Source organism: Falsiroseomonas oryziterrae (assembly GCF_021864505.1).
GTDB lineage: Bacteria > Pseudomonadota > Alphaproteobacteria > Acetobacterales > Acetobacteraceae > Falsiroseomonas > Falsiroseomonas oryziterrae.
Map to the genome: position 1 here is coordinate 1 of NZ_JAKJIB010000243.1, position 6,529 is coordinate 6,529.

7 protein-coding genes are annotated in these 6,529 nt (G+C 72.3%); 1 reads left to right on the forward strand and 6 read right to left on the reverse strand.

Features of this window, described 5'->3' with window-relative positions; genetic code table 11:
- The coding region (locus L2I40_RS16860) for a hypothetical protein (RefSeq protein WP_237216359.1) at positions 1 to 411 on the reverse strand (411 nt) is incomplete at its 3' end.
- Positions 412 to 550: 139 nt separating this feature from the next.
- Complete coding sequence (locus L2I40_RS16865; RefSeq protein WP_237216360.1) at positions 551 to 1,312, reverse strand: hypothetical protein; 762 nt, start codon at positions 1,310 to 1,312, stop codon at positions 551 to 553.
- Between the two features lie 109 nt (positions 1,313 to 1,421).
- On the opposite strand from L2I40_RS16865, the gene pip reads away from it, so the two are divergent.
- Positions 1,422 to 2,372, forward strand: a complete 951-nt coding sequence (gene pip / locus L2I40_RS16870; protein ID WP_237216361.1) for a prolyl aminopeptidase — start codon at positions 1,422 to 1,424, stop codon at positions 2,370 to 2,372.
- Between the two features lie 16 nt (positions 2,373 to 2,388).
- Here the strand turns inward: pip and L2I40_RS16875 are convergent, their stop codons facing one another.
- From L2I40_RS16875 to L2I40_RS16890, 4 genes are all read right to left on the reverse strand, one after another.
- A complete protein-coding gene (locus L2I40_RS16875; protein ID WP_237216362.1) occupies positions 2,389 to 3,507 on the reverse strand; it encodes a C1 family peptidase in 1,119 nt (372 codons plus the stop codon).
- Position 3,508: 1 nt separating this feature from the next.
- Positions 3,509 to 4,468, reverse strand: a complete 960-nt coding sequence (locus L2I40_RS16880; protein WP_237216363.1) for a phosphatase PAP2 family protein — start codon at positions 4,466 to 4,468, stop codon at positions 3,509 to 3,511.
- A 47-nt stretch (positions 4,469 to 4,515) separates the two neighbouring features.
- The gene (locus L2I40_RS16885) at positions 4,516 to 6,087 is read right to left on the reverse strand and encodes a winged helix-turn-helix domain-containing protein (RefSeq protein ID WP_237216364.1); all 1,572 of its coding nucleotides are present in this window, start codon (positions 6,085 to 6,087) and stop codon (positions 4,516 to 4,518) included.
- Between the two features lie 261 nt (positions 6,088 to 6,348).
- On the reverse strand, positions 6,349 to 6,529 hold a 181-nt coding region (locus tag L2I40_RS16890; RefSeq protein WP_237216365.1), incomplete at its 5' end, for a hypothetical protein.

Below are 6,529 nucleotides of genomic sequence, written 5' to 3' on the forward strand. Positions count from 1 at the left end.
GCAGCGATCCACCAGCTCGAAATAGACCCGCGTCGCCTCTGCGGTGCTGCCGGCGAAGTGGAACTCCACGCGCGCGGGCCGCTCGCCGTCGAAGCCGATGATCGCGACATAGGGGATCCAGGCGGCAGAACCGCGGCCCGTGGCGTTCGCCTGGCCGCAGACCGCAAGCGTGTCCGGCAGTTGCTGGCGGTGCACCTGGACGGCGCGGGTGGCGAAGGGCTCGTCGGGACGGAAGCGGGCGCGCAGGCGTTCCTCGGCGGCCCGCAGCGCCTCGATCCTGCGGTCGGGGGCGGGTTGCACGGCGGCGCGTGCGGGTTCCGGGGGGGGTGCCTCGGCCCGCGGCTCCCGCGGCGTCGGGTCGTCGCAGGCGGCGAGGACGGACAGGGCCAGCAGGGCGGGCGCGGCGCGCATGGGGGCTCCCCGGCGACCCGCGGCGGGACTGCCGCGGAACCGACCGGCAACGCGGCAGCGGGCGATTGGTCCTTGCGGATCCTGCACGGGCGCGGCCACGCAACGGCCTGCGCGCGATCACGTCCGCGCGGGGTGGAGCTCAGCCCTTCCCGCCCAGGAAGCGCTTCAGCTTCGCCCAGAGCCCCTCGCCGCGGGCCGCCATCCTGTGGTGGCTCGCATGCGGGCGGCGCGAGGGCGGCGGGAGGGCGGTGGCCACAGTGTGCCGGCCGGCATCCCCGGCCTCGATCAGCCGGCGTTCCAGCGTGATGACCTGCGCCACGGCCTCGGGCGGCTGGCTGTCGGCGAGGATCGCGGCGGTGGCGGCGGCGTCGTCCCAGGCCTCGGCGCGGCGCAGCGCATCGACCACGCGCACCGTCTGCTCCGGGTCGAGCTGCGGGCCGCCGCGCCACAGCGCGACCGCATCCAGCCGCCAGGACCGCGCGAGGTCGGGCCTGCCGAGGTCGTCGGCCACCCAGGCGGCCTGCAGCGTCGCCTCGGCGGCGGCGTGCAGCGCGCCGGTCTCCTCCAGCACCAGCGCCCAGGCCAGGAAGCGCCGGGCGAGCGGGGGGATGGTGTTGTCGGCCAGCAGCGCGCGGAAGGGCGCGGCGCGCACGGCCTCGGCCGCGGCGGGGTGGGCGCGGGTGATGTCGGGGGCGCAATAGCCGCAGCCCGGGCATTGCTGGAGCCAGCGCGGCATGGTGGAGCGCACCGGCTCGCCTGGCCGCAGGTCGAGGTCCGGCGGCTGCTCCGGCGGGCTCGGGCGGAACGGCGGATGCCGGCTTTCCGTGCCGCAGACGCCGCAGCGCAGCGTCGCGGCGGCGGAGCCGGGGGAACGGGAGCCGGGCGAGGGGATCTCGGCCATCGCCCCAAACCTAGGGAGGATCGGCGCGCGGGCGAAGGGGGAAACGCCGCGGATCGTTCATCACGCCGCGCGGTTGCTTCACGGCCATGCCGCTCGCTAGAACGAAGCCATGCCGCGTGGCGACCTTTTCCCCGACATCGCGCCGTTCGAGACCGGGCTGCTTCCGCTGACCGGCGGGCATGTCATGTACTGGGAGCAGGTCGGCAATCCGCGCGGCCAGCCGGTGCTGTTCCTGCATGGGGGCCCGGGCGCCGGGGCGGGCGCGATCCATCGCCGCTTCTTCGACCCCGGCCATTGGCGCGTGGTGATCTTCGACCAGCGCGGCGCCGGCCGGTCGCGGCCGCTCGGCGAGCTGCGGGAGAACACGACGCCGCATCTCGTCGCCGACATCGAGGTGCTGCGGCGCTTCCTCGGCATCGAGAAGTGGCTGCTCTTCGGCGGGTCCTGGGGCTCGACGCTGGCGCTCGCCTATGCGCAGGCCCATCCGGAGCGCGTGGCGGGCTGCGTGCTGCGCGGCGTCTTCCTCGGCCGCGCGCAGGAGGTGGAGTGGTTCCTCTATGGCCTGCGCCGCGTCTTCCCCGATGCCTGGGCGGCCTTCGCCGAGCACATCCCGCCCGCCGAGCGCGGTGACCTGCTCGCGGCCTATCTGAGGCGGCTCTGCGACCCCGATCCGCTGGTGCATGCGCCGGCGGCGCGGGCCTGGAGCCTGTACGAGGGCAGCTGCTCGACGCTGCTGCCGAGCCCGGAGACGGTGGCGAGCTTCGCACAGGACCGCAGCGCCCTGGGGCTGGCGCGGATCGAGGCGCATTACTTCGCGCATGACCTGTTCCTGCCGGAGGGCGGGCTGCTCGGGCAGATGGACCGCATCGCGCATATCCCCGCCGAGATCGTGCAGGGCCGCTACGACATGGTGTGCCCGCCGGACACGGCGTTTGACCTGGCCGCCGCCTGGCCGCGCGCGCGGCTGACGGTGGTGCCGGATGCGGGACATTCGGCGCTGGAGCCGGGCGTGAGGACCGCGCTGGTGGGCGCGGTGGAGCGGTTCCGGCGGCGCGGCTAGGGCGACCCGCGCCGCGTCAGGGAAAGACCATGATCTCGGTGACGTAGGCGTCGAGCTCGTCGGCGCCGATCACGCCGTAGCCGACATCGGGGACGGTGGGCTCGAGCGGCTTGCCGGCGACCTGGGCGGGCTTGTTCGGCTGCTCCGCGAAGCGGCCGCCCCAGCTGTTGCGGAACACGAAGTAGCCGCCGAGCGGGTCCTTGGTCGCAGGCTGGAAGCCCAGGATGCAGACCGCATGGCCGCCGACGCGCTGCCAATGCGCTTCCTTCTTCAGGACGCAGCCGGTCAGCAGGGTGAAGGCATCGGTCCAGTTCGTCCGCGTGAAGCCCTGTTCCGCGAAGGTCGGGATGGTGATCGCGACCGGCCGGCCCTGGCGGAGCTGTTCCAGCACGACGCGCGCGGCGCGCGGGGGATGCCGCGCGGCCGGGTTGTAGCCGAGATCGGCGCAGGGCCCGCTGCGCTGGCGGGTCAGCGCGTCCTGCACGGCGGCGGCGGTCGGCACCGTCGTGGTATTGTTGTTGTCGGACCACAGCGCCTCGCGGCAGACGCCGGAGACCGGCAACACGGCGGCGACCTCCGTCAGCTTGGTGCCGCCCTGGCCCATCGGTACGGGGAACTGGTTGCGGATGCGCTGGTAGAGGAACACCGAGCCGAGGCGCGTCGTGCCGGTGGCCGGGTTCAGCGTCTGCCATTCCAGAGAGGCAGTGACGGCGTAGGGCACGCAGGTCGGTTCGGTGAAGCGCTGGTCGCGCACCGGCCAGACATCCTTGAGGCCGCCGAGCAGGTCGATGACCTCATTCTCGCCGTTCAGGTCGGGCGGCTGGTTCGCGCCGGGCCAGTTGCCGATGGCGAGCGTCTCGCCGGGTGGCGTGAGGTTCGCGCCCCAGACGATTTCGGGCGGCGGCGCGGCCAGGGCGCGGCTGTAGGCCGGGGAGAGCAGCGGCTCCAGCCCGCGGAGCAGTTCGGCGTAGCGGAATCCCTGTCGTCTTTCGCCGAGCGAGGGCGAGGCGCGCAGACGCGCATGCAACTCGTCCACGGAGGTGACACGGAACTCCTCGACATAACGGAGTTCGATGTCGTTCAGCCCGAGCTCCCGCGCGAGCCGGTCGGGGGGAAGGTTCCGCAACTCGGCCATGTCACGTCTCGATCACGCCGGGGCCTTGCCCGCCGCCGCCCTGGCCGATCGCGGGGGCCTTGTTGCCGGCCTTGAACTTCTCGCCCCAGCTGGGATGCGGAGGCTCGCCGAGGTCCACGACCGGGCCGAGTTCCGTCTTCGCCGTGGCGATCAGGTCCTTCACGGCCTGCATGTCCGCGAGCAGCGGCGCGATCGCGTCCGCGATGTCCCTGCCGGCGTCGCTGTCCTTCCGGAAATGGACGCCGGCGATTTCCCGGTTCTCGGCGATGCGGAAGGCGAGAGGGCGCAGCACCTTCATGCGCGTTACGTTGTTGTCGTTGCCGTAGATGCGCCCGAGCAGGTTCGCGATCAGGTAGGATTGCAGCGCGTGGTTGCTGGGGTAGGAGGGATGCGGCGGCGTCGGCACGACCGGCAGCAGTCCGGGATAGAACTGCGCCGGCCGCGGAGAGTTGTGCTTCAGCTTCCAGTACATCCCGACGGTGTGCCCGACCGCGAGGCCGATCGCGATCAGCTGCTGCGTCGCCGGCTTGCCGCGCGCCATGACCGTGGCGGCGAAGAGCCCGGTGAAGTTGCGCGCCTGCGCGTGGATCTCGCTGAAGCGTTCCTGGCGTTGCGGGATTTTCTGGAGCAGATCGCCGATCCAGCCCTTCACGTTGTCGTCGATGTCGGGGCGCCTCGGCAGTGTGGAGGCGGCGATCCAGCCGGGCGTCGCCAGGAATTCGGCGAGGATGGCCTGCGCACGTAGCGCCGGCGCGAAGGCGCCGTCCGGGAACGCGGCCCCATTCAGGACCGACGCTTCGCCCATAGCGGCGCGATCCTGCCCGTCGGCGCGCCCTAGAAAGGAATGGGTGAGCCTGGCTCCGCCGGAGACGCCGCCATCGACGCCCCCGTCCACACCACCGTCGACACCGCCATCCACGCCGCCATCGACGCCGCCATCGGTGAACAACCAACCGCTCATGATCCGCTTCCTCCCGTCCGTCGGTATGCTTCGCGTCGGATCTCCGCCTAGCTCGGCAGGCCCGCCTCGATCAGATAGCGCGCGTAGAGATCGCGAATATGCGCACACGCCTCGGCGAAGGGGGTGTGGAGCGCGCGCACCCTGAAGCCGGGCTCAAGCCGCAACACCTGCGCGGCGATGTCGCGTGCCTCGTCGAGGCGCCTGAGCGCCACCAGCGCAACCGTCGTCGCGCGGAGATTCGAGGTGTAGTTGGGGTTCAGCCGCATCGAGCTCCGTCCCCAGTGGGCCGCCTCCGACCAGTTCGTCGCTGTAAGGTGCGCCAGGGACAGGAAGTGGTGGTAGCGAAACATCAAGGGGTCCTCGGGCGACAGGCGTATCGCCCGTTCCAGCCGGCGGATCGCTTCCTGCGGTTCTCCGATGAAGATGTAGGTCGGGGCGCTCCACACCAGCACTTCGCTGTCGTTCGGCGCGATGCCGAGGGCGCGGTCGAACAGCTCGATCGCGGTGCCATAGGCGCGCTTGATGACCGTGGTCTGGTGGCCGAGCAGCGCGAGCGACCTTGCATCGTTCGGGTCCAGCCGGACCGCCTCGGCGGCGGCGGCGAACAGCGCGGTGGAATCTGCCGCCGGGTCGGCGGACCAGCCCTGCCCGAGCCGCAGGCTGTACCAGCGGGCCAGCGCCGCGGGGCCGCCCGCATAGGTCGGATCCATGGCGATGGCCTGCCGCAGTTGTTCGCCGGCTTCCTCGAAGCTCGACCGCTCCATGCCCAGCATCGCCTGCCGCGCCTCCAGCAGGCGCTGGTAGGCGGTCCAGTCCGCCGGCGCCTGGCGCAGGCCCCGGCGCAGCTCCGCGTCCTGCATGCGCGGCACCAGCGTCCGCGAGATCACCGACGCGACCTCGTCCTCGACCTCGATCGAGACGTTCGCCGGGAGGTCGTAGCTGCGCTGCCAGAGCACGGCGGAGGTCGCGGCCTCCGCCAGTTCGACGGCGATGCGCAAGGTCTCGCCCACGCGGCGCAGGCTGCCGGAGGCGACGTAGCTGGCGCCGAGCCGCTCCCCGACCTCGCCGAGCGGCAGCGACAACTGGGCGAGCGGCCGCGTGGAATTGGCGGAGATCACCACCGGCTCGCGCAGCGTCGCCAGTGTCCCGACCACGCCGTCCAGCACGCCGTCGGCGACCGACAGGAGCTCGGGGTCCTGCGACGGCACGCGGAAGGGCAGCACCGCCACCACCGGCACGCCGCCGGGCGAGATCACGGAGGGAGCGCTGCGGAAGGGCGTCGCCGCGCGCAGCGGCTCCACTGCCACGTCGGCCTGCAGCAGGTAGCCGCGGCGCGGCACGGTCTTCAGCAACTCGGTGCCGCCCGCGCCCATGGCCTTGCGGATCTCCACCACGCATTGCGTGATGCTGTCGTCGGTGACGAAGAGGTTCGGCCAGACCGCGTCCAGGATCTCCTGCCGCGACACCACGCGGCCGGGATTGCGCAGCATCAGCCGCAGCAGCTCGAGCGTCTTGGGGCGCAGCACGGTCTCGGTGCCGTCGGGGGATGCCAAGGTGCCGCGCCCGTCGTCGAGCACGCAGCAGCCGAACCGGATCTTGCCCTGCGGCGCCGTCGCCACCTGCCCGAGCCCTCGAAATGCTCCCAATGATTGTAACGCTGGCACTTTCTCGCGCCGCAGCAAAGTGACCGTTGAGCCATTCGGGACGCTTGGCGCGGCGGTCCGAACCGCGTTCGGAACGGCATCGCGGCGCAGGACGGCGGCGTGCATCCGAAGGCCCTCCGTGACGGCGGGCGCAGGCTTAGCCGCGCGCGCCGCGCGAGACTCGAAGCCGGGACGAAAGAACGACGAAATCGGGCGAGCGGCCGCCCGGCGCAACCATCACGCGAGTCGCAGGAGGTCCATCTTCAGCATCCAGGCGAGGGCGCGGCGCGTGCGGACGGCACGTTCCGCCGGCATCGCCGCGGTCAGGCGCGCCGGCGTCGAAGGGCCGGATTCCAGCAGCACAAGCACCTCGGCGAAGGCGTCGAGCGCGGGCAGCAGGTCGCGCCGCGGTGTCGTG